General features: G+C 68.6%; 20 protein-coding genes and 2 pseudogenes. 13 read left to right on the top strand and 9 right to left on the bottom strand.

Features of this window, described 5'->3' with window-relative positions; translation table 11 throughout:
- Positions 1–507 (top strand): MarR family winged helix-turn-helix transcriptional regulator, encoded by a 507-nt coding sequence (locus R2E43_RS00405; RefSeq protein WP_003971386.1) that lies wholly within the window; start codon positions 1–3, stop codon positions 505–507.
- Between the two features lie 292 nt (positions 508–799).
- On the opposite strand, the gene R2E43_RS00400 is transcribed toward R2E43_RS00405, so the two are convergent.
- Positions 800–1354 carry a DUF6328 family protein gene (locus R2E43_RS00400; protein ID WP_332055770.1) on the bottom strand — a complete coding sequence of 185 codons (555 nt, stop codon included), beginning with the start codon at positions 1352–1354 and terminating at the stop codon, positions 800–802.
- 90 nt (positions 1355–1444) lie between these two features.
- On the bottom strand, positions 1445–1828 hold the full coding sequence (locus R2E43_RS00395) for a helix-turn-helix transcriptional regulator (protein WP_332055769.1): 384 nt from the start codon (positions 1826–1828) through the stop codon (positions 1445–1447).
- Between the two features lie 145 nt (positions 1829–1973).
- On the opposite strand from R2E43_RS00395, the gene R2E43_RS00390 reads away from it, so the two are divergent.
- The 3 genes from R2E43_RS00390 (at position 1974) to R2E43_RS00380 (ending at position 5229) form a co-directional block, all read left to right on the top strand.
- Positions 1974–2312 carry an STAS domain-containing protein gene (locus R2E43_RS00390; RefSeq protein WP_234328763.1) on the top strand — a complete coding sequence of 113 codons (339 nt, stop codon included), beginning with the start codon at positions 1974–1976 and terminating at the stop codon, positions 2310–2312.
- 157 nt (positions 2313–2469) lie between these two features.
- A complete protein-coding gene (locus R2E43_RS00385; protein ID WP_003971382.1) occupies positions 2470–2712 on the top strand; it encodes a DUF5133 domain-containing protein in 243 nt (80 codons plus the stop codon).
- A 783-nt stretch (positions 2713–3495) separates the two neighbouring features.
- Entirely contained in the window at positions 3496–5229 is a 1734-nt protein-coding gene (locus R2E43_RS00380; protein WP_003971380.1) for a SpoIIE family protein phosphatase, read from the top strand.
- Positions 5230–5418: 189 nt separating this feature from the next.
- On the opposite strand, the pseudogene R2E43_RS00375 reads toward R2E43_RS00380, so the two are convergent.
- A pseudogene (locus R2E43_RS00375) lies at positions 5419–5783 on the bottom strand (SDR family oxidoreductase); the annotation flags it as partial.
- A gap of 201 nt (positions 5784–5984) precedes the next feature.
- Between R2E43_RS00375 and R2E43_RS00370 the strand changes: the two are divergent.
- Positions 5985–6404: pseudogene (locus tag R2E43_RS00370) on the top strand (transposase family protein); the annotation flags it as partial.
- Positions 6405–6429: 25 nt separating this feature from the next.
- Here R2E43_RS00370 and R2E43_RS00365 read toward each other — a convergent pair.
- Positions 6430–6978 (bottom strand): putative immunity protein, encoded by a 549-nt coding sequence (locus R2E43_RS00365; protein WP_037665939.1) that lies wholly within the window; start codon positions 6976–6978, stop codon positions 6430–6432.
- Positions 6979–7242: 264 nt separating this feature from the next.
- On the opposite strand from R2E43_RS00365, the gene R2E43_RS00360 reads away from it, so the two are divergent.
- The 4 genes from R2E43_RS00360 to R2E43_RS00345 all read left to right on the top strand — a co-directional run bounded on the left by R2E43_RS00360 (position 7243) and on the right by R2E43_RS00345 (position 10821).
- Entirely contained in the window at positions 7243–7428 is a 186-nt protein-coding gene (locus R2E43_RS00360; RefSeq protein WP_240804654.1) for a hypothetical protein, read from the top strand.
- A 406-nt stretch (positions 7429–7834) separates the two neighbouring features.
- Entirely contained in the window at positions 7835–8515 is a 681-nt protein-coding gene (locus R2E43_RS00355; RefSeq protein ID WP_319218088.1) for a restriction endonuclease, read from the top strand.
- Between the two features lie 891 nt (positions 8516–9406).
- Positions 9407–9847, top strand: coding sequence for a MarR family winged helix-turn-helix transcriptional regulator (locus R2E43_RS00350; protein ID WP_332055768.1), 441 nt, complete (start codon positions 9407–9409; stop codon positions 9845–9847).
- Between the two features lie 83 nt (positions 9848–9930).
- The gene (locus R2E43_RS00345; protein WP_136208491.1) at positions 9931–10821 is read left to right on the top strand and encodes an NmrA family NAD(P)-binding protein; all 891 of its coding nucleotides are present in this window, start codon (positions 9931–9933) and stop codon (positions 10819–10821) included.
- A 164-nt stretch (positions 10822–10985) separates the two neighbouring features.
- Here R2E43_RS00345 and R2E43_RS00340 read toward each other — a convergent pair whose 3' ends face one another.
- Complete coding sequence (locus R2E43_RS00340) at positions 10986–11813, bottom strand: helix-turn-helix transcriptional regulator (RefSeq protein ID WP_332055767.1); 828 nt, start codon at positions 11811–11813, stop codon at positions 10986–10988.
- A 126-nt stretch (positions 11814–11939) separates the two neighbouring features.
- On the opposite strand from R2E43_RS00340, the gene R2E43_RS00335 reads away from it, so the two are divergent.
- The 3 genes from R2E43_RS00335 to R2E43_RS00325 are packed head-to-tail and all read left to right on the top strand — an operon-like array spanning position 11940 to position 13808.
- On the top strand, positions 11940–12383 hold the full coding sequence (locus tag R2E43_RS00335) for a nuclear transport factor 2 family protein (RefSeq protein ID WP_319218323.1): 444 nt from the start codon (positions 11940–11942) through the stop codon (positions 12381–12383).
- Positions 12383–13225 carry an NAD(P)H-binding protein gene (locus R2E43_RS00330; RefSeq protein ID WP_003971365.1) on the top strand — a complete coding sequence of 281 codons (843 nt, stop codon included), beginning with the start codon at positions 12383–12385 and terminating at the stop codon, positions 13223–13225. The genes R2E43_RS00335 and R2E43_RS00330 overlap by 1 nt, the downstream gene beginning before the upstream one ends.
- Positions 13226–13232: 7 nt before the next feature.
- The gene (locus tag R2E43_RS00325; RefSeq protein ID WP_332055766.1) at positions 13233–13808 is read left to right on the top strand and encodes a tetratricopeptide repeat protein; all 576 of its coding nucleotides are present in this window, start codon (positions 13233–13235) and stop codon (positions 13806–13808) included.
- 899 nt (positions 13809–14707) lie between these two features.
- Here R2E43_RS00325 and R2E43_RS00320 read toward each other — a convergent pair.
- The 4 genes from R2E43_RS00320 to R2E43_RS00305 all read right to left on the bottom strand — a co-directional run bounded on the left by R2E43_RS00320 (position 14708) and on the right by R2E43_RS00305 (position 16968).
- Positions 14708–15292 carry a hypothetical protein gene (locus R2E43_RS00320; protein ID WP_011031898.1) on the bottom strand — a complete coding sequence of 195 codons (585 nt, stop codon included), beginning with the start codon at positions 15290–15292 and terminating at the stop codon, positions 14708–14710.
- Between the two features lie 348 nt (positions 15293–15640).
- The gene (locus tag R2E43_RS00315; protein ID WP_168715366.1) at positions 15641–15811 is read right to left on the bottom strand and encodes a hypothetical protein; all 171 of its coding nucleotides are present in this window, start codon (positions 15809–15811) and stop codon (positions 15641–15643) included.
- 261 nt (positions 15812–16072) lie between these two features.
- Entirely contained in the window at positions 16073–16297 is a 225-nt protein-coding gene (locus tag R2E43_RS00310; RefSeq protein WP_319119874.1) for a hypothetical protein, read from the bottom strand.
- Between the two features lie 116 nt (positions 16298–16413).
- Positions 16414–16968, bottom strand: coding sequence for a GNAT family N-acetyltransferase (locus tag R2E43_RS00305; protein ID WP_332055765.1), 555 nt, complete (start codon positions 16966–16968; stop codon positions 16414–16416).
- Positions 16969–17545: 577 nt separating this feature from the next.
- On the opposite strand from R2E43_RS00305, the gene R2E43_RS00300 reads away from it, so the two are divergent.
- Positions 17546–18766 (top strand): IS701 family transposase, encoded by a 1221-nt coding sequence (locus R2E43_RS00300; RefSeq protein ID WP_332055764.1) that lies wholly within the window; start codon positions 17546–17548, stop codon positions 18764–18766.
- The last annotated feature ends 24 nt before the right edge of the window (positions 18767–18790 follow it).

The raw sequence follows: 18790 nt of genomic DNA, 5'->3' as shown, positions 1-18790 counted from the left end.
GTGACCGCACCAAACAACGACCCCAGCGACACCCGGCACGTGGCGATTCAGTCCGCCGGCGCCATCACCGAGCTTCTCGACGTGATGTGGGAACACGCAAGGCATTCCAGCGCCGACACCACCGCCCCCAGCTCGACGTCTCAGCTGCGCCTGATGTACGTGGTCGACGGCGAGGACGGCATACGGATGCGCACCGTGTGCCAGCGCCTCGGCTCCGCGCCCCCGACCGTGACTCGCATGTGCGACCGCCTGCAAGCCATCGGTTTCCTCGAACGGCTGCCCTGCCCCGACAACGGCCGCGAGATCGCCCTGCGGCTCACCCACACCGGCAAGAAGCACTTGCAACGCATCCGCGAACAGCGCGACACCATGCTGCACCAAGCCATCGATGGCATGCCGCCCGCCCAACGCCGCGCCCTGGCCACGGGACTCGCAGCACTTCAGACGCAGCTGAACGCCGTTCACGGCGAGAGACACCACACATCCGGCTCCCATTCCGCAGCGTGATCAGTCGCTGACGGAGAGGTTGGGTCCGGCTGGGGTTCCCCGTCGTACCCCCCGGGGCAGCAGCGTGCACGGCGCGGACGGGGAACCGATGACCGGGCCGATGATCGCCTCGCTCGTCTGCACGCCCTTGTACTTCCGGCGCTGTCGCATCGAGGGCAAGCAGGCGCCGGAGAGCCCTTCGGGAACGACGAGGTTGTACCGTGCGCGCTGTTGGGGGAGTGCTCGCTCGTGCGCGGGGGCTTGCTGCTTCTTCCGGTTCTCGTTCTTGTTCTCGTTTTAGTTGTAGTCCGTGTCAAGAGGTCGCGCGCCGGGCGGACCGGTGGCGAAGCCACAGGGGCAGTGCGTACCAGGACAACGCGAACCAGACCATCACGCCGCCGACGAGCAGTTTCGCCATGTGTCCCGGCACAACGACGTGCAGGATCAGAAGCAGGGTGCAGCCGATGGTGACGGCCATCAGGAGCATGCCGCACATCATCAACCGGTGAGCGACTTCGACCATCTCGTCCTTCATCCGCTGCCCCGAGAGGAAGCGATGGATGGAGACCGGGGCGATCAGGCAGGCGGTGGCCGTGGCACCCGAAATGACCGTGGTCACGTAGACGGCGTGGTCGAAGGTGCCCAGGTCGTGGAAGAGCGGGGTGAACGCGACGCTGAGCAGGAAGCCGAACAGGATCTGGACTCCTGTCTGGGCGACGCGTGTCTCCTGCATGATTTCGTTCCAGCGGCGGTTGACCCGCTCGCGTGGGGTTTCGGGTGTTTCGTCCGCGGCCTCACCGGCGTGCCCTTCGCACCTACAGCGTTCGTGCGTCGACGCCTCCGGCCGCCTGATCGACTTGGTCGTCATGAGCGTGTTTCCCTCCCTGTGTGGACCGTTCAACTGCCCGTTGAAGCTGGTCGCATGCCGGGGAGCGACGGCCGGGACGGGAGCCGGGGCCTACTGCTCGCCGGTTTCGCGGGCGCCGGCGTGGGCGCCGGCGCCGGGCCTGGGTGCCGGGTGGCTCGTGGCTCGTCCGCGGTCGGTTTCGTCCTGGACGAGCAGGGAGAGCAGCGCGGCGACGGTCAGGCCCGCCTCGGCGGGGTGGCGCAGCACCTTTTCGGGCTCGATGCGGTAGGTGTTCGTTCGTCCGTCGCGGGTGTGTGAGAGGTATCCGTCCTGTTCGAGATCCGAGATGATCCGCTGGACGGCGCGCTCCGTGAGCCGGCAGTGCGCGGCGATGTCGCGGATCCGGGCATTCGGGTTGTCGGCGATGGCCGCCAGTACACGGGCGTGGTTGGTGACGAACGTCCATCCGGAGTGAGCTTCAGGTACCTCTGCCATGCACGGCATCCTACCGACTCTCTTTGCGTGAACCCTAGTACATGACATAGTTTTCGTGTAACGATGGACGGGATTTGTGTACGTGTGGGAGGGATCCGAGGTGTCTTTGCACAAGGCGGTCACTGGATGCACGGACGCTGCCGACGTGAGTCGGCCGCAGGACCTCGACCAGGCCTCGGTGGTGTTGTACGAACGGTGCGGTGTCCCGGTCGTCGGCGTGCGTGGCGAGTACGACCTGCACTCGATCACTCCCTTGTCGCAGGCACTGGGCACGGCGGCGCGAGAGCACACCAAGGTGGTGCTGGAGGCCTCCGGCATCACTTTCGCCGACTCGGCACTGCTGAACCTCCTGATCCTCACCCAGCGGTCCGTCGATCTGCGAGTGGCTGCGCCCGCGCGGCAGTTGCGTCGCCTTCTGGAGATCACGGGGGTCGACGCCGTGCTGAAGGTGCGATCGACGGTGGAGGAGGCCGCCACCTGCTAGGCCTCACGGCATGAACCTTTCGACCCGGGGCATCCGGGGTTCTGTTTGACGTGGCCCGTCAGTAGCGGCGCCGCGGAATTGATGGAGACAGTCACCCTCGCGGTGTGCGGCGGCCTGCCGCTCCGTGGGCGGGACTCACCAGGGGAGAGGTATCACGATGATCCTTCCGGCGGAGAAGGAACTGCGTGCGGTATTGGCCCGGTTCGCGCAGGCGCGCATCGACCACGACGTGCGTCCCACCGGCCGCACCAGCAGGGCACTCGACGACGTCACCTACACGCTGTGTGTGATCACCGGTGCTCGCACCGCCGAGGAAGCCCTGCGCACGGCGGACGCCTTGCTCGCTCGCTACGTCGACCGTACGAGCGCTGCCCAGGACGACGAGACGTTGGCCGCCTAGCCAGGGTGCTGCGGGAGGCCGTGATCGCGCAGGCCGGAGCGATACTCGTGTGTGATCAGGCGACCAGCCCGGTGTTGATGCCGGCCCTGTCACCGAGAGCGGTCACGCCCGCGCGAAGCGGGGCAAGGCCGGAGTCCCGCCGGGCTTTCCCGTCCGCCGCGCCACCGCACACCCACCGCGTCGCGGTGATCGCCAGGCGTGCCCCGGCGTCCTCGCTGACCTGCACCTTCGTCGAGAACCGATAGTTGCGGGAGGAGGCACCGCCCTTGGAGCCGCGCGGACCGGGACGAGAGTGCCTCGCACGATCCACAGGCGGTCGAACGGCGGGGCGAGCGGCCGGATGGTGAGTCCGGTGCGATGGTGCACCGCCACGAGCAGCACCCGCTCGGCCGGCGGGCACCGACATGTAGGCCCGAGCCGTACCACTCGCCGTACCCCTCGCCACTACGTTCCCTCACGGCTTTCCGCAGCCGGCCGAACTGACCGGCCCGCACCCCGGTGATCTCCACCGACACTCGCCCGGCCCGGCCGTCCCAGCCCTTCAACGGCTGTGCTCGGTTCGCGTCCCTCCGCGACACCCCGTGGGCGAGAAGAGGCTGGTCAGCGCGCCCGCAGAGGCCCTTGGCGGGGAGGGGACGCGCAGGAGCGGGATCACACCCTGGCCGGATGAGAGCTTGATGCTTTCGAGGGGCATAGAGGAGAGAGGAGACGGGCCTCAGCTGCGTGGGAGGCACCCTTGAGGGCAGTAGCCACCGGGCAGCACGTGTCTGGGAGGAGAACGTAATGACAGGGGCGCATGACGAGACCGGCGGGCACCCGGTGGTCCCGGGAGCCACCGCGGCTGTGGAGGCCCTAGGGGCCAGTGCGTACCTCGTCGACGAGCAGGGTTGCATCGTCGCGGTCAACAGTCTTGCCGAGCGGATGCTGGGCCGCCGGGCCGAAGAGCTTGTCGGGCAGGATGCCCACGAACTGCTGCACCGCGGGGCCCAGGGCCAGCCGTTGCATGTCAGTCAGTGCGCCATGCGGCAGGCGTTCCACGCCGGGCACCCGGCGCAGGGCGACGACGACTACTTCGCTCACGCGGACGGCTCCGTCCTGCCCGTCTCCTGGTTCATCGCTCCGTACGCTGTGGACGGCCGAAACGTCGGCACGCTGGTGCTCTTCCATCCGCGACCACAGGCGTCCGCTACCGGGCCGCATCCGGAACGGACCGCGGAACCGCTGAGTGAACTGGAACGACTGGCCCTGCTGGCCGAGACCACGACGCGCCTGACGTCCACCCTCAACGTCGACGAGGCGCTGCACCGACTGGTCGAACTGGTTCTGCCCAGGCTCGCGGACTGGGCCGTCATCGATCTGATCACGGAGCACGACGAAGTGTGGCGCACCGCCGTGGTCCACTCCGAGGAGGAGCGCCTCGTGCCGTACGAGGAACTCCAGGGGCCCATGCCGCCCGTGCCCGAGCACTCCGCGATGCCGTTGTCGCGAGCCCTGCGCGGAGTTGCCTCGGCGCTGGTCGAGCCGGACGTCTACGACAGGCCCCCGGACTCCGGCATCGCCGTCGAGCAGCGCCGTCTGTTCGACGCCACCGGCATCCGGTCGGCCGTCGTCGTTCCCCTCCGCGGGACCCGGGAGGTTCTGGGAGCCTTCACGCTCGGCCGGACGCAGAAACAGGGGAACTTCACCACCGCGGACCTGCCTCTGATCGAGGACATCGCCCGTCGCGCGAGCCTGGCACTGGACAACGCCCGTCTCTATCAGCGTCAGCGCGCGGTCGCCGAGACCATGCAGAATCACCTGCTGCCGCAGATGCCCCGTGTGCCCGGGCTGCAATTGGCCGTGCGCTACCTTCCCGCGCCCGACGCCTCACAGGTGGGCGGAGACTGGTACGACGCCTTCAGCCTGTCTGACGGCGCGACCGCACTGGCCATCGGTGACGTGGTCGGTCACGACCTGGAGGCCACCGCCGGTATGGCCCAGCTGCGCAACATGCTGCGCGCCTACGCGTGGTCGCAGCAGACACCGCCCAGCCGCATCGTGGAGCGCCTCGACGAGGCCATCATGCCGATCACCGACGTCACGATGGCCACCCTCATCTGCGCCAGAGTCACTCGGACGGACAGCGGAAGATGGCACCTGACATGGACCAACGCGGGACACCCCCCGCCTCTGCTCGTCACCCGTGACGGTCTGACCGAGTACCTGACCGACGGGCACAGCCTGTTGCTGGGGACCGGTCTCGGCTCTCGCCGCCCCGACGCCACGGTCGTGTTGCCGCCAGGCTGCACGCTGCTTCTGTACACGGACGGCCTCATCGAGGTACCGGGCCAAACCCTAGACGAGGGTCTGGACCGACTTCAGCAGCATGCCGCGGCCCTCGCCCACCGCCCCCTGCCGTCCTTCACCGATCAACTTCTTCGGCGGGTCCAGCCGCCCGGACTCGACGACGTCGCCCTCCTCGCACTGCGTACACCGAAGGAACCCCTGTCACGAAAGGCGGCAGACACGTTGGGGTGACACCAAGATCGGTCCGCCGCGAAAGGCACCGCGGCAGACCCGCGGCAGACGCCGGCAACCCGCCTACCGCGTCGGGCCAGCTCGGAGCAAATGTCCGGGCGCGGACCGACCGTACGACGACCACCGGCAGGCCGGGAGGCTGGATGAAGCGATGCGTGGTGGTGCGGTGGACAGTGCCGCCGAGAAGGCGGTGGGAAGGATGCCGCCATCGACGCGGAACTGCGCGCCGGTGGGCCACTTCGCACGGTCGGAGGCGAGGAAGTCGATCATGTCCGCGACGTCCCCGGGAGCGCCGGAGCGGCCCAGGGATACTTTCAGGGCGTCCACGATCTGCTGGGTGACCGCCTCGGTGCTCATGCCCTGCTTCTCGGCCATGCGGCGCAGGTGGGCGGTCGCGCCGTCGGTAACGACGAAGCCGGGAAGACACACACCACGCGCACGCCGTGCTCACCGACCTCTGTGGCCAGTTCCCGGCTGTAGGTGTTCAGCGCGGCCTTGGCGGCGGCGTGGGACGCCTCGGTGCGTTGGGGCAGTTGGCCGGCGATCGAGGAGACATCCATGCAAGGCCACCGTCCGCCGCCGGCGCGACGAGCTGATCATCCTGCTCGCCGCGCGGGCGCCGCGCCTGGACCGCGCCCTGAAGAAGGTCGTCAGGCAGGGCGGGAGGTCGTCCCGATCGACGGCACCCTCATCCCCACCCAGCGCCGCCGCACCGGGAAGGCCGACCGGCGAACTACTCCGGCAAACACCGCAGTCACGGCCTGCACTTCCTCACCCTGACCGACGTGAGAGGCCGCCTGAGCTGGATATCCGCAGCCCGGCCGGGCCGCACTCACGACAACACCGCGGCCCGTCACGATCACATTCTGGCCCACCTGCGCGCCGCCGGCCTCGGTGCTCTCGCGGACCTCGGGTCCCGCGGCTTGGACAACGACGTGCGCGACCCTGTGATCGACACGGGCTTCCATGCCAGCCGCACCCACAAGCTGACTGCTGGTCAGAAGAACGCCAACCGAGTGCTCGCCATCGCACGCGCGCCAGTCGAGCACTGCTTCGTCCACCTCAAGAACCGGCGGATCCTCGCCAAGCTCCGCACTGACCCCGGCCGCGCCACCCAGCTCCTGCGCGCCCTGCTGGTTCTGACGAACCTCGAAGTCAACCGCCGACGGAGGTGAGGCCGCACCGTCTGAACGTTCAAACTTACTCAGCGAGGGTGAGCGAACGAAGATCAGCGTCCAGCATGCGGATCAACTCACCAACCCGTCCGCCGCCACTCGGCGGCGCCGGGAAGCGTTTGAGTACGTCAACGACGACCGACGTCGCACGATGCAGCGTCTGCTCAAGGTGTCCGGCACCAACACTCCGATCGTCGTCGGCGACGAGTTCGGCCGCTCTGGCCGCGTAAGCGCCAGCTCCGAGAATGTGCTTGACCTGGGTCGCCTTGGCCAGCGGATGCAGGTAGGCGGCGCCTGCCGCAGCCATCGCTGCCCGAGCCGCCTCGCGCGCAGCCGCAGTGTCCGCGCTCTTGGCTGCCGTGAGTGCCGCCCACGCTCTGTCGCGCAGAGCCTTCCCTCGCTCACCACCTCGAGCGAACTCCCACGCGGCGTCGATAGCGTCTCGAGGCCGCAAGTCGTCCGGCTGATCGCCCTCGAACACCTCGAGCACCGCTTCCGCGCACGCTGCAGCGAACGCGGTGACCTCGCGAAGATCTTGCTTACTCAGAACGATCCCGCTCGCTTCCCCTGTCATGACTCCATCCTCGACCATTGCGCTGGACAGCCAGGCGGTCGGGGCGGCTCCGGGTGCTCTATCCCCACTGGCTCCCCTCCACACCGGATCCTGCAGAGCCACCAGTTGTGTCCGGTGTGTCGCAGGAGTTTTCGGCCGAGGACCGACCTGTACATCAACAACCGTGCGACAAGGGCTTTTGGGCCTGGTTGCGGCAGGTCATCGCTTGCTGGTAGCCGACCTGCTGTGTTTCAGCGAGCCGGTGCGGGGTCGGAGAGCGGAGCGTTGACCGCGGGCAGGTCCAGACGTGCCGGCGCCGGGGGCGCCCCAGGTGATGCCATCGCGGCGCCGACCCGCAGTGCGCCCGCACTGTTCAGTCCACTGACCCAGCTGACCGGCGACGTCCGCGCCGCGCACCTGGAGGGCCGCTCCGTCGCCGCCCTCGCCCGCGACCACCCGACCAGGGCGTGACCGTATGACGCGGCCATGGCTACACCCTGCGCGTCTCTCGAACGAACCCGCCCCCGGCGTTCCTGATCTGGCCCGATCTCTCCTTCCTTGATCACCATGGGTACTGATGTGCTGACGCGTTGTCAGTGCCTCCTGTCAGCATGGGTGGCTGTGCGGGGAGTTGCTACGAGGGGGTGGCTTGTATGCCTTGGGTACGGTCGTATGTGCGTTCTGACGGGACACCGGTTCGCGGTCATTCGCGGTGGGCTCCGGGTGCCAAACGGGAAGCGATGATCCTCGGGGTGGTTGCCTTGGCCGTGGTCGGGCTGGGCAACAGCAACGTCTCGACGGGGGAGGGGGCTCCGCGGCCGGAGACCACGGTTCAGTACCCGATCCGGTGGGAGCGGTGACCCGGCGGCGGTCGCCGGTGAGGCGGCGTACGAGGCGGTCCAGCCGGAGGCAGCAGCAGCGGGACGCACGGCTGATCGCCTTCACCGTGGTGGCGGCGGTCGGCATCGGTCTGGCGGTGATGGTGGTCAACTGGCTGCTGGTGCACTGGTGGGTGTTGGTCGTGGTCCTGGTGCTCGCCGTGCTGGCGGGCGCCGGCTGGCTCTACAACCGGCAGCAGCGGGTCCAGTGGGAGGCGGTGCGGGCGCAGGGCCTGCGCTACGGACTGCCGCAGCTGGACGCGCTGCACCACACGCGGTTCGAGGACGCGATACGGGAGCTGATGCGGCGGGACGGCTGCCGGGACGCCCAGCGGGTCGGCGGCCGTGGTGACCTGGGGGCGGACGTCAAGGCCACGGATCCGTACGGGCGGCGCTGGGTGATCCAGTGCAAGCATCGCCGCGCCGGTGCCCGGGGCTCGGCGGTGGGCACGCCGGATCTTCAGGTGCTCAACGGAACGGCCCGGCAGGTGCACGGCGCGGACGTTGCGGTGATCGTCACGAATGGACGGGTGACGGGACCGGCGGTCACGTTCGCCAAGCAGCAGCGGCTGCACGTCGTCGACCGGCAGACGCTGGCGGTGTGGGCGTCGGGGTCACGTCCGTTGTGGGAGCTGTTGCGGGCGGTGCCACCGCCGCGTCGCCCGTCGTCCCTGAGCTGAGAGTCGCGGAACGCCATCCATCGCCGGGCTCGAACAGAGTCTCCAGCTTGCTCCCGGTTGCCCCTGGGCCGGGAGCCCGGCAACGCCGATTCTCCGCGAGCCGTGCTACCGAGCGACAACGCGGCCGTCGTCGATGCGGTGGCGGTCGGGGCCTGGGAACCGGGGACGCCACCCCGGGTGCGGGGGACCAGCCGGTGCCGGTGGCGGGGGTCCTGCCGCTTGCCGTTGCTCCCCGCCACCGGTGGGGTGCCGGAGGGCCGTGTCCTGGGGCTGCTGTTCGTACACAAGACCCTCAGCCCCGCCCCGTAGATCGGGAATGGGCCGGTCGTTCGCCACCCGTCTGCACGCGGTCGCCGACGAGGCCTCCGAAGCGGGAGGGTGCGGCAGGGGCAGATGCCGTCGGACAGTCGGAGAAACGTGTCGTGGCTGGTCGTGTCATGTCGGGGGATCGCTGCTGCCATGACTTCGGCGGAGGGGTGGACGTGCTCGCCCACGAGGGTGCGGTTGAGGCCGACGCGATGGCCCAGGCACCGGCGCCGAGGCACCTGTTGGTGATCTCGCAGTTGAAGCCGATACTCACGCCGGGTGTCAGGTGCGTGTGACCGCGGACGATGGTGAACTCCCAGACCTTGACGCCGGAGCCAATGATGACGTCGTCATTGACGATCGCGGTGGGGTGGATCCGGGCGGTGGGGTGGATGCGGCGAGGGGGGAGAGCCTTGAACGGCTGGGGATCGTGTCGTTCCGGATCGCGAGGAGGCGGCCGGCGGTACGGTCATCACCCGCATTGTGGGACGAATACCAATGGCCGAGTCCAGAAGGCCGCCCAGTGCAGGCTGCCGGCCTGCGGCGAGTAGGCTGGTCGTTTGCCATCGGACCAGGGAGGTCGGTGTGGACTATGGCGACAAGCTCTTCTGGCTCTCGGTTGTGATTCAACGCAAGTACGCGGAGGTCTGCGCCGAGTTCGATCTGACCCCCGCGCAGGCGACGCTGCTCTGCGCGGTCAGGAACGAGCCGCGGCGGATGGCTGACCTCGCCGCGTCGTTGGGTATGACCAAGAACGCACTGAGCCAGCTGGTCGATCGCACCGAGCGGCGCGAGTTGGTCGGCAGGGCAAGCTCGGCGCAGGACCGACGGGTCGTCATGCTCAGTGCGACGCCCACGGGCAAGGTGCTCGGCGAGGCCGTTTATGCCGAGGTCGCCAAGCGCCTGCCCGAGATCGCGAGGAATCTCGACGCCGACGACCAGCGCGACTTCGAGCGCGTGGCCACCGCCATCGTGGACACCTCGGACCTCTCTCCGCCCACCTCGAACCAACGCGTCACACCGTGAGGTCCCGCTGCACTCGCACCTTGACGAAGTTCATGCCGTGAACTAGTTTCGTTCATGGCATGAACTAGTGAAGGGTGGAAGCGATGAGCACACAGACGACCGGCACGATCGCGGTCTTCGGCGCGACGGGGCAGCAGGGCGGGGCGGTGGTCGACGCGCTGCTGGACCACAAGGCGCGGGTACGGGCCTTGGTCCGCGACCCGCAGTCCGACCGGGCTCAGGCGCTGGCCGCCCGCGGCGTCGAGCTGGCGGCCATCCGGGCCGACGACCCGGCGTCGCCGGCCGCCGCGCTGGCGACGGTCGAGGGGTTCTACTTCATGACCCCGGAGGCGAACAGCCTCGAAGAGGTCGAGGCGGAGATCCGCATCGGTACCACGCTCGTCGACGCGGCGGTCGAGGCCGGCGTCCCGCATGTCGTGTTCAACTCGGTCTTCGGGGCGGACCGGGAGTCGGGTGTGCCGCACCACGACTCGAAGCACTCGATCGAGGAGCACCTGAGGAAGTCCGGCCTCAGGGCCTCGATGGTGCGCGCGACCGCCTTCATGGAGAACTTCGCGAGCGTGATGGCACCCAGCCTGGAGCACGGGGAGATCGTGCTGAGGCTGCCGCTGCCGGAGGACGTCCCCCTGAAGATGATCTCGGTCAGGGACATCGGCCGGGTCGCCGCCGCGCTCCTGCTCGGCATCGCGGAGGCGCCCGGCGGAGCCGTCGAGCTCGTGGGCGACGAGCTGACGGGCCCCCAGATCGCCGCGGCGTTCGGCGCACGCGCCGGGCTCCCGGCACGGTACGAGGCCCTCCCGTTGAGCGTGCTTCCCAACGACCTCGACAGGGTGATGTTCCGCGAGTTCGCGGAGGCGGCGGAATACCCTTCGGACCTCTCCGCGGTGCGCGCGATCGAGCCGGCCGCCCTGGACCTGGCCGAGTGGATCCGGGCGACCGGCTGGACCGCGCCCACAAACGTGGCTGGTTCCTGAGTCTGCGGCCGCGATGAACGCTCCCGATCGCGCCCACGGTTGCGGCGCTCCGCGCACGGCAGCGCATCGCCAACGGTCGAAGTAGTCACGAAGCTCTCGAGGCCACGGTTCCGCCCGCGCGGCCCGACCCCGGCGGACGCGGTGGCTTCCGTGGGTGGCCGCGCTCAAAGGCTCTTCAGTGCAGCGGCGCTGGGGCTGCCAACTTCTGCCGTGTACATCACCAAGGAGAAACCTGAGCCGGGCAGGCTGAGGGTGTGCCGGTCGATTTCGAGCTCGCCCAGTGTCGGGTGATGCAGTCTTTTTTGCACGCCGGGTATGGGGCGCACAGCATGATTGCGCCAGCTGCTCGCAAAGTCTGGATCGTGGGTCGCGAACTCGTTGATCAGCTCCGCGAGCACTTTGTCTGTCGGGTACAGAACGCTGGCCGCGCGCAATTGAGCGGCTACTTGCTGAGAGAATTCAGACTCCGAACCGGGCGCGCCGGTGCAGAGGGTGCCACGGAATCTCGTTGAGATACGTGTGAGGTTGCGCTCGTCGGGTGTGAGACGAGAGAAGTCTGTAATCAGAGCTGCAGCTGCTGCGTTCCAGGCGACGATGTCTTGCCGGTCGTTGACGATGTAGGCAGGGATGCCGTCGACTCTCCCGAGCAGCTGTTGGGCGTCCTCGGGCACGTGCTCCGGCGCGCCGTCGTTCTCTGCGGGCAGCACTTGTCCGGCCAGGCGGGCCAGATGGTCACGCTCCGCGTCAGTGAGCTGGAGAGCCGTCGCCAGCGCGGACAGTACTTGCGGTGAGGGCCGGGGTGCCCGTGCCTGTTCCAGTCGTTCGTAGTAGCTCACTGACACCCGCGCCAGGGCGGCTACCTCTTCGCGGCGCAATCCGGGTGTGCGACGGGCGCGCCGGCTTGGTGGAAGCGTCGTTTCGGCCTGCACGTCTTCTGGTCGCAGGTCCTCGCGGCGGCGGCGGAGAAAGTCTGCGAGTTCCTGGCTGCTCACTCTTCCATGCTGTCACAGGAGGGACGGCTGAGCCTCGCACTGCTGGTCCGGGGCTTAGCCGTCCGTTCCGCGCCCGCACTTCTGCTGTGCATGGTGATCCAGTCTGCTTGTTGACTACGAGGAGGAATGGTGCACAGCACGCCTGAGGAGACCTTTCGCCGCATGATCGACCTGCTGCTGGCCAAAGACATGAATGCCGTGGCAGATCTGTGGGCCCCTGACGGAATTGCGGAGTTCCCTTTCGCAGCCGGGAGCTCCCCTCGCGTTCTCCGCGGACGTGAGGAGGTACGCGCCTACCTCGCTCACTATCCCGAGCTGATGGACATGAAGGAGGTGGCCGCGCTCACCGTGCGGCCCACGGATCGAACGGACACCGTCGTGGTGGAGTGGACGGCCACCGGCCGCACCGTGGCCACCTCCCAGCCCTACCTCCTGGACTACATCGTGGTTCTCACGGTCCGCGACGGGCGGATCGCTCTGTTCCGGGACTACTGGAGCCCGCTGTCGGCGGCCGCCGCTGCCGGGACTCTCGCCGGGCTGATCGACTCGCTCGAAAGGAAGGACGCCTGATGCCCGGAGTACTCGTGACCGGAGGGACCGGCAAGACCGGCAAGGTGCTGGTGCAAGTGCTCCGCAACGCCGGTGTGCAGGCCCGGGTCGCCAGCCGGAACCCAGCCGCAGCCGACCCCGATCCGATCCGCTTCGACTGGAATGACCCGACCACATACGGACCTGCGCTCGACGGGATGGACCGGGTCTTCCTGCTTCCGCCGGTGGAGAGTGTGGACCCGCTGCCACTGGTCGAGCCGTTCCTGCGCCGAGCACAGCGGGCCGGTGTCCAGCGCCTCGTGATGCTCGGCTCCGCGATCGTTCTGCCGAACGCGCCCAGTGCCGTGGAGATGGCCGCTCAGGTTCAGGCTCAGCCCGGAGGAGTCGTACTCCGCGCGTCCGGCTTCATGCAGAACTTCCTGCGCCCGCACCCACTGGCCGAGCACATCCATCGACTAGGCGAGATCCGTACGGCAGCCGGTGACGGCAGACTGGGGTGGGTTGACGCGCGGGACATCGCGGCCAGTGCTGCCGCGCTCTTGGCTGACCTGGAGGTGGACGCTCGAAGTGACTACCTGATCACCGGGCCGCACGGGATGAGCTATCCACAGGCCGCGCAGATCATCACCGCGCAGACCGGCAGACGGGTCCGGGTGGAGCGTATTACGGAGGAGGAACAGGCTGCCGCCCACCGTGCCTCCGGAATGCCGACCGCGTTCGCAGACGCCCTTGCCGCCGTCGAGCGCGGAATCAAGGAGGGACGCGAAGACCAGGTCAGCACTGCGGTGCTCGAACTGACCGGCCGTCCGCCGCGCACCTTTGCCGAATTCGTCTCCGATCACGCGTACGAGTGGACGCAGTAGTGCGTACGTGTCCGGCCAGCTGTCCGGCCAGCACGAACCCGGCGCGGCCCTCGGCCGCATGGTCAGAGCAGCCTGGAGCGAAACGCTCGGGGAAGACCATCCGGACACTTTGCCGGCGGCCAACAGACTCGCCGGGTGCCTGGTAGGCCTCAGGAAATACGCTGAGGCAAGGGATCTGTTCGCGGACCTTCTCCCGCGCTGCGAGCGGGCGGTGGGCTGGGGGGATCCCCTGACCCTGACCGTCGCCAGCAACCTAAACGGGTGCCTCTCCGCGCTCGGTGCTCACGAAGAGGCCCGGCGACAGTGCGAGGAGGTGGTGCGGCGGAGCCGCCTCGCGCTCGGCCCCGACGATCCCCGCACACTGCGCGCGGCATCCAATCTCGTGATCTTCCTCCGGCGTCTCGACGATCATCAGGCTGCCCTTGCCGTCTGGGAGGACACCCTGCTGCGGTACCGGCGCGTGCTGGGTGAGGACCACCCCGACACCCTGCACGCCAAGAGGGATCTCGTCGCTCTTCTTCGCGCGATGGGGGAGGACGACCGCGCACATGCCGTGGCGGGGGAGCCACCGGCCGGCCCTTGAGCGGATTTCGAGCGCGGGCAGCCGAGAACCGGCCCTGTCAGGGGTGCCTCGGCTCCTCACTGGAAATGCGGACCACGATCTCCCTCGCCGTCCCGTGGTGAAGTGCTGCCGGAGGCGGGCGTAGTGAACGTGAGTCCTCCGGAGATGTTCTCGGCCAGCACCGCGGGCCCATGGAACGTGCCGCCGCTGATGTGGTTGGTCGTCCTGCCCTCGCCGACGCGCAACGTCATGGCCGGCTCGTGCCACTGGCCCAGGTCTGAGCGGAAATCGCCGTCTGCTGCCGCTCGTGCGGCCAGGGCTTCGCCCAGCGCCTGGGCGCGCGGCTGATCGGCGGGGCCTCCTCCAACCGGCTCAGCTCTCCTTCACCGGACGTTGCCGACGAGCTTTCCGAAGTCTCTCCGACGCCGCGGAAGGGGCGCCGTACCAGAGTGCTCAGCCCCCTACGCCTGTCGCCCGGCCTCGCCTCCGGCACCACCCGCCAACGCCATCAACAGCCCTACCGATACAGGATCCACCACGTGGTCCCCGCGTCCACGTGCTCACCCTCTGACAGGAGACACGCTACGAGAAGCGGCGGCTCGCTGAGGGCCGATCAGGAGCGTCCGTCGGCCTGGCTCTTCGCCGCTTGGCGCCGGTTTGCGTTCCGATGTGCCGCAGCCCCTGAAATCACCGCTGTCAAAAACTCTGACGGCAACACCGGTTCCCGGGTCCGTTCATGCCGGTCTCAGCTCGTTCACGCTGCCCTTGGGGGCGTGCTCCCCGGGGCCCGTCCCTGGCGGCGCGAGGCGAGCGGCGAGGGGCGGGCGGGTCCGCCGCTGGGACGCGATCGACGTCGGCGGCTTGACCGGGCCGGGCCCGGTCAAGGCCGTGGAGTTGGCCGAAAAAGCTGACCAGCAGCTTCACGCCTCGACGACGATGGTGCCTATGGTCGATTCCGGGCCCGGGCCTTCCGGACGGTCGACCTTCCACCACCCCAGCACGTCCTGGTACTCCGCCTGCGGGACGGCACGTCCTTCGGCAGTCATCAGGCGTCCTTGATACGCCTGGGCGTAACGTGCTCGAACCGAGTAGACGCCGGGTTCGTCGGGGACTACGACGTCGCACGACACGTTCACCCACTGCGCCGGACCCGGGTTGTCCTCCGCCAGCGCCTTGACGCGCGTGCCGGGATTTACCACCTTCACGCCGCCCCCGCTGCGCTGCTTGCCGCTCCACACCGATGCCTGGGCCTGGTCCTGGCCCGCCAGGCCGACGATCACCTGGTTGATGGCGTTGCCGCACTCCGAGCAGTCGTGCAGCAGGTCGAAAGTGACCTCGTGCGAACCTCCTCCGCGGACGTGCACCACGTCGGCCCGCCCATCGATCTTCACGTTGCGGATCTTGAACCGAAATCCCGTCCCACCTCCGTACGGCTCGACCATCTCGGCGCCGGGAGCGGGAGCCGTGGTCAGGTGGACATTGCTGTGACTCATCTTGTCGGTCATGCGCCAAGTAAACACGTGGCGGCACCGGGGAAGGCAAGGAGTTCTGGATCATGTGCCGGACGAACTCGGGTTCGGTGTGGCCGCAGTTGACGAATCCGCGACCGCGCCAGCTGCCAGGGTCAGGTGCGGGGGAGGAGCGCGTACGGTCGCAGGGGTACGCCGACGATCCGCAGGACGAGGTTGCGGTGTGCGGTGTGCGGTGTGCGGCGTGCGCACGGCGGCACGGTTCAGGCCGGGCTTCGGCGGCTGGACGCCGGCGCGTTCGCGGCCGGGTTGGGGGCGTAGAAGCAATGGGGCGGGCTGGCACGGCGCGGGCGTACAACACGGCGTGCCAGCCCCAGTCCCGGGTCAGACGCCGTGCTGAACGTACAGGACGAGCCGGGTGACGCATCCCGATCCGGTGCCACCGGTCACGCCGAGGACGAAGCGCTGGGCGATGGACTTCCGGTGGCGCTGCCACCGCGCCGTCACGCGGCCCCGCTCCAGCACGTACGCCCAGTCTCCCGAAGTCCCGTACATGCAGGGCGTCAGATGCGCACCTCCGCGCTCAATGAAAGGCCGCGGGACGTCGCGTACTGCCACGCGTCGGCGGCTCGAAGGTGTGCTGCCCGATCCACTTCAAGCCGCCAGTCATCGTGTCCTCCATTGAGCCTCCACCAACTTGAAACGTCAGCGATTGGCTCCGAGGTGGCAGCCGACCCACTCCAGCCTCCTCAAGGACCTGGAAACCACTCAGCCCGCCTGCTGAGTGGATCCCTCAGCGGTTGACTTCGAGGTTCGTCAGGACAAGCAGAGCCCGCAGGAGACAGGTGGCGCGGGCCGGACCGGTGCGGGGTTTGTCGGGATCCGCCACTTCTTGAGGTGGGCGAAGCCGTGCTCGACCGGTGCGCGTCCCACGGCGAGGACGCGGTTGGCGGTCTTCTGGCCGACAGTGAGCTTGTGCGTGCGGGTGGCGCAGCCGGTGACGATCACAGGGTCGAGTACGTCATTGTCCAGGCCGCGCAAGCCAGGTCCGCCAAGGCCTCAAGGCGGGCGGCGCGCACCCGCGCAGCGGCTCCAGCTTGGACCGCACACTGGCATCGAACGCAGCCAACTCGTTGAGCGCCCGAGGCCCTCCTCGCCTACCTCAAGTCATCCCGTACGGACTTCTCAAGGAGCGTGAACGACTTGGGCGTACCGCCCGGCTGCCGCTTGCCCTCCTTGTGTCCCACAACCCGGTAGCCGGCGTTGAGGTAGTACGCACTCAGGCGTGCGTTGGTGGCCAGGCAGTCCAGGCGAACCAACGGTCGGCCCGCCTCGGCCACGCGTCGCTCCGCGACTCGCAGAAGCTGCCGTCCTGTCCCGGCCGGGGCACTTCCGCGGTCCACCATCAGCCGGTGCACGTAGCCGGCCGTCGGCGGCTGCGGCCCCCAGGCGTCCTCGTCCTCCCACCAGAGCTCCCAGGCCCCGACCACACGATCGGCGGCCTCCGCGAACCACACCTCCCCGCTCTTCATGATCCGGCGGAAGTGATCCTCGCCCAGCTCACCAGGCTGCCACTGGCCAGTGACACCTTGGGCAAGCATCCAGCGGGCCGCGTCGTCGCGCAGACGAACGACGGAGACGAGATCGGCATCGTCAGCGAGACGGAAGCGTAGATCGTTCACGCCGCGATCCTCGCACAGGTATCCGGGCATGCCGGGAAGAAGGACAGGTGCCCATCACCGCCTGAGCGAGCTCAACTCATCCACGACCATTGGCAATTACTCGCCGCGGGCATGCCGGCATCGCTGGGAGTCTGTGCGGTTCAAGCGGTTGCGCGGGGTCGGCGAGGGGCCTTCAGTGGTGGTTGCCTCGGTGCAAGAGCCTTCAGTGTTCGTGACAGTCCTCGCACCTTGATCACCCGGCCGTGCCCTACGTCCACTGTCATCGGTGGCCCGGCGGAAAGCAATATCAACACCTCAGCCATGAATCGGTCCACCACGATGGCGAGGTGCCGATCGTGCAGGTGCGTGTGTGCTGCCTGAGCCACAGACTCGACCAGCCATGCCTTCCTGCTGCTGCGTCAGCTGAGGCCCGGTCAACCGGTGGGTCGAAGAGGGCCTCTACGCAACGCGCCCGAGGACCGACGCTTGCGTCGGCCCGCAAGTGATCCGTTCCCAGACTTGCCGAAGTAGGAGAGGCCGACCGGCCCCGGACTAGAAACATAGCAAACATTCTGTATCTTTTATTGAGGACGTACCGGCCATCGGACTCACCGAGGGGATCTCCAACATGCCCGTACACCACCCGGGGCCGGAGCCCTGGGCTTGCGGACCGAGCGGGGCCGACGCCGACTTCACCGGCTTCGTGGACGACGTCTTCGGCTGCCTGCCCCGGCGTGACCAGCGCCGGTGGGCCGGCGCCTATCTGCACGGGCTGCTGACCGTGCAGGGCAAGAAGACCATCCAGCGCATGGCCCGGGCCGCCACCACCGCGCCGGGCGCCTCCCCGGCCCTGCAGCAGTTCATCAGCGCCAGCCCCTGGGACTGGAACGACGCGCGGGCCGCTCTGGCACGCAAGGCCGCCGCACACCTGCCCAATGACGCCTGGACCATCGGCGTGGTGCTGGCGGAGAAGCGCGGTGAACACACGGTCGGGGTGCACCGCAGGTTCGTCGCCGAGACCGGCCGCACGCTCAACTGCCAGGTCGGAATCGGGCTGTTCCTCACCTCTGCGACGGCCAGCGTGCCGGTGGACTGGCAACTCCTGCTGGACGAGAACTGGTCCGGCGACCCGCGCAGGCGCCTGCGCGCCCGCATCCCGTCGACGGTCGGCGCACAGCCGGTGTGGGCGCACGTCCTGGACTTGTGCGACCGCCTCGCTTCCTTGCGGCTCTCCGCCTCCGCCCCGCTCGTCGTGGACCGGCGAGCCGCCACGGACACCGCGCGGCTGGCTCTCCACCTCGCCTTGCGCGAAAGGGACTTCCTCATAGAGGTCCGACCCGACCAGCGGGTCCTGCCCGTGGGACGGACCGACCGGGGTACGAGGGTGGGGCACCTCGGGCAGCAGCCGGTGAGCGCCCATCAGCACCTGCGCGGCATCGGCACCCGGCATCCCTTCGCGGTGGCCGAGGGACCCCACGGGAGGGCCCGGCACGTGGACGTCTCCCGCTCTCTCGTTCGCCTGCCCGGTGCCCTCGGTGTCGGTGCGCTGGGCGCGTTCCGCCTGCTGGCCGAGCACTCCCCGGGCCGGCGCCGTGCCACCCGCTACTGGATCACCAACCTCGTGGACCGCCGAGTGGACCAGCTTCTGGCACTGCTGCAGCGGCCGGACCTCACCCGCGTCGCACTGCAAAGGCTCCAGGACGACTTCGGGCTGCTCGACTTCGAGGGACGGTCGTTCCCCGGCTGGCACCACCACATGACGATGGCGTCGGCTGCCGGCGTCTACAGCCACCTGACGCGCGACGCACACCGCGGCGCGCTCACCCTCGCCCGAACCGCCGGCACCTGATGCGGCACGGCAAAGGACGCCTCG

The organism is Streptomyces violaceoruber, assembly GCF_033406955.1.
Classification (GTDB): domain Bacteria; phylum Actinomycetota; class Actinomycetes; order Streptomycetales; family Streptomycetaceae; genus Streptomyces; species Streptomyces violaceoruber.
This window is presented reverse-complemented; position numbering and strand designations above follow the sequence as displayed.